Origin of the sequence: Nostoc sp. EspVER01, from assembly GCF_034530635.1 — a bacterium.
In the GTDB taxonomy this organism is placed as follows: domain Bacteria; phylum Cyanobacteriota; class Cyanobacteriia; order Cyanobacteriales; family Nostocaceae; genus Nostoc.
In genome coordinates this window covers 1-3,623 of the sequence record NZ_JAVRCS010000080.1, presented here as the reverse complement: position 1 = coordinate 3,623, position 3,623 = coordinate 1, and the positions used below count along the sequence as shown (strand labels likewise).

Sequence of the window (3,623 nt, the reverse complement as noted above, 5' to 3'; positions counted from 1 at the left end):
ATCTGAATGGTTTACTTGCTATTTGAGTGTTTCTGCCAAAAGTGGATGCTCCCATACTCCATAGCTTGCTTGGCGATATCGAGTTCTTTAGGATTATACAGATCGAACCGTTTTGAGTCAGATCCCAACAGCCAGAGAATAATGCTTTGCCTTGCGGCTTCATTTTGGTCTGGACATTCGACAGCCAGGCGCTTTTGCCAATCTAGAGCCAGTTTTTCCACATCCATTGTCATAGTGAGATTGCATTCCTCGAAACTCAATTTTGAAGTTTGCATCACAACCCCCATTCGTCCCACCTAATTGTTTAACTGGCAGCTGCCCCAGATTTCACGAATTTCATGAATTTCATGAAAATAGCTCAGTGATTCTACTTTTATTACGTCTGAATTCATTAGAATTATGCAGAAATTTCTATATTGATGTTTTGCTTTTACTTTAAAAAGCCCAAAACCAATATATATCAAGCATTTGGAGTATTCTGCCCACTTAAACTTTTTGTAAAGTTATGTGTTTTAGTTGAGAACAGAAATCTGCTTAAAGTGGGGAGGATACACCTTTTACAAAATGGATCGGGTAGATCTGACATTTTGTATGTAACAGAGCCGAGGAACGAATATAATTTAACTCAAATTTGGACGTTATTCCACCAGTATAAGTTTCATCCCTGTACAAACCCTTACGTACTGTCGCCATAGTGTGGAATTCGTCTCAGTATCGTAGGTTATTTCCGACAAAGAAAATACCTGTGTTGGCGAGTTTCGACACAACAACCGGCGGTAGTTGAATCTCGACTTACCTCGACTTCGCTCGGCACAAGTCGCTCGATTACCGCGCAGTCGGAACTCAGTGCATCGCTTCACTCAACTCTCGATCTATCACTTGGTTGAGCGTACCCCTGCGGGTAAGCAAGCTACGCGTAGGTCTTTAAGAGTTGTCGAAACCAACGACATTGATTACAGAAGCCCCAACTTCAAACGTACTCGGTAAGTTGGGGTAGTTCACACTAGCTTCAGTCACAACTACACCTTTCATATTGGTAAGTTATTCTTAAAACTTTTATATTGCTAAAAATAAACAGTCAACAGTCAATATTGGTTTTGACTATTGACTCTGACTGTTACTTTTCCTCTGCTTAAAAATTCAACTTATGCAAAATCTAAAAACAGGAAGAATGCATTTCTCTAAAGTTTTAATAGTCAGAAGCCTGACAATAAACTTCTCTGTAAATTCATCTATGGGAATTTTTTGTTTTGAATTCCCCCGCAGGAGGTTAAATCTATCGATTGTTAGCTCTAACAATGGGATTTTCTACAGACTCTCGATACCCTTGGACTTGTTCTGTGTAAGCAATTGGCAGAACAGCTTCAACGTTTTCATGGGGACGAGGAATAATCACCCAGGATTCAAGTGTACCGCCATAAACATTTTCTGCGGCTTCAACACCGGCAGCCATAGCGGCTTTTACTTCCGAAACATCGCCACGAATATTAACTGTAAAGCGAGCGCTACCTACTCTGATATAACCAACGAGGGTAACTCGACCAGCTTTTACCATAGCATCTGCTGCTGCTAGCACCGCAGGAAAACCTTTAGTTTCAAGTGCTCCAACTGCCTGTAATGACATTATTAATCTCCTGTATGAATAAACTGGGGGCTACAAGTTAATTGTACGAAGCTTCGCTACAGATTTTGATAGCAAAATTGCTTAGAACATACGGAAAGGTTCTGATTCCTCAGTGAAATGGATTGGTAATATGGTTTCCACATTTTCTGGGGGATTAGGAACGATGTAGTAGGTAATTACTGTACCAACTTTTACTTCCTCTCCAGCTACTATTCCGGCTTCAACAGCTCTATTTACTTCAGAAACGTGTCCCCGGACGGCGACTAACAAGCGGGCACTTTCCGCTTGACCATAATACACAATTGTGACTGCGGCAGCTTTGACCATTGCATCTGCTGCTGCTAAGACACTCGGAAAACCTAAAGTTTCAATTACGCCAACCGCCATTGGCATGGCATTAGCTCCTGGATTAAGGGATAAGCGATTTTAATTGTACGTGGGTTTAGTCCCCATTTTGACATTTTGGAAAACTTTCTTTGATGCTATATTTTTTTGGAGAGTAGAGACGCGATTAATTGTGTCTGTCCTGTAAGCGATTAATCGCGTCTGTTGGGAGTTAGAATATTTTGATATTCCCTGGCTTATGTTTTATATATATATTACAAATAATACTTCAGCTTCTTAGGTTGTGTAACTTTATTGTTTAACAAAATCAGTTATGGGTGGAAGCAAGCTAGTACGATAAACTGAAATTTATGTTTCCGAATTTTCTTCCTACGGCAGTTGAGCAACTCACAGAACCTACTTCGATCGCACTAGCTCGGAGTATTCAAACAACTGCGATCGCTACTCCTTTAACTAATCAAGCAGTTACCACAACCTATGTCAAGCAAGGGTGTGGTGGAACTCCGATTTTATTAATTCACGGTTTTGACAGTTCTGTATTAGAATTTCGGCGGCTTTTGCCACTGCTTTCTGAAGATAATGAAACTTGGGCAGTGGATTTATTGGGTTTTGGTTTTACAGATAGACTTTCAGAAATTGCCTATAGCCCAACTGCGATTAAAACCCATCTTTATTATTTCTGGAAAAGCCTAATTAACCAACCTGTAATTTTAGTGGGCGCTTCAATGGGGGGTGCGACGGCAATTGATTTTACGTTGGCTTACCCGGAAGTGGTAGAAAAGCTAGTGTTAATTGATAGTGCGGGGTTAGCAGGTGGTTCGCCATTGAGCAAATTCATGTTTCCACCATTAGATTATTTAGCAACTCGGTTTTTGAGTAATATGAAGGTGCGCGATCGCGTTTCTCGCATTGGATATAAAAATCAAACTCTTGCCTCTATCGATGCGTTATGTTGTGGCGCATTACACTTACAAATGCCGAGTTGGAATCAAGCTCTGATTTCTTTCACTAAAAGTGGTGGTTACAGTGCTTTTAGACTAGAGACATTATCACAAATTGTGCAACAAACGCTAATTTTGTGGGGCGATTCCGATAAAATTTTGGGTACTGAGGATGCCACAAAGTTTCAAAAGGCAATCCCAAACAGTACTCTCACCTGGATTCAAGATTGTGGTCATCTTCCACACTTGGAACAACCACAAATCACCGCGCAGCATATTTTAGACTTTTGAGTTGAAAGATAGCCTAACCTCAATAATTTTTCTGTAACGCTACTCTGGAAAGCTTTTCATCTGTTGCTAATGGATTTTGTCATCGCTACTATTTTTCTCTTTAATTGTGTTATACCAATTCAATTAATGATTGCAACACATCCTTGGGTAAAGACGTAATGAATCGCGTCTCTACAAATGGTCTATTTGTCGCATTCTTTTTTCAAATTGGTATTACTTTCACAGAATTTTAGTGAACTCTGTAACTACGATCGCAAACCTGTTTTGCAAAAAGACAGCAGTTTACCCGGATTTCTCACCACACCTTTTAAAGCCTGCGCTTGTGCCGGGGAGAAGTAATGAGTAAGAAGTAAGAAGTAAGAAGTTTTTACTCATTACTCATTACTCATTACTCATTACTCATTACTCATTACTCATTACTC

The 3,623-nt window shown here is 40.0% G+C and carries 3 protein-coding genes and 1 pseudogene; 1 reads left to right on the top strand and 3 read right to left on the bottom strand.

Translation table 11 applies throughout. The annotated features are described in order from the left end of the window. Positions 1–53: 53 nt before the first annotated feature. The 3 genes and pseudogenes from RMX69_RS29370 to RMX69_RS29360 form a co-directional block, all read right to left on the bottom strand. Positions 54–287 (bottom strand): annotated as a pseudogene (locus RMX69_RS29370) (hypothetical protein); the annotation flags it as partial. Between the two features lie 989 nt (positions 288–1,276). Next, the gene (locus RMX69_RS29365; RefSeq protein WP_289795925.1) at positions 1,277–1,624 is read right to left on the bottom strand and encodes a carbon dioxide-concentrating mechanism protein CcmK; all 348 of its coding nucleotides are present in this window, start codon (positions 1,622–1,624) and stop codon (positions 1,277–1,279) included. A gap of 81 nt (positions 1,625–1,705) precedes the next feature. Beyond that, positions 1,706–2,017 (bottom strand): BMC domain-containing protein, encoded by a 312-nt coding sequence (locus RMX69_RS29360; RefSeq protein WP_094352432.1) that lies wholly within the window; start codon positions 2,015–2,017, stop codon positions 1,706–1,708. Positions 2,018–2,319: 302 nt separating this feature from the next. On the opposite strand from RMX69_RS29360, the gene RMX69_RS29355 reads away from it, so the two are divergent. Further along, entirely contained in the window at positions 2,320–3,201 is an 882-nt protein-coding gene (locus RMX69_RS29355) for an alpha/beta hydrolase (RefSeq protein ID WP_322639540.1), read from the top strand. Positions 3,202–3,623: the final 422 nt, after the last annotated feature.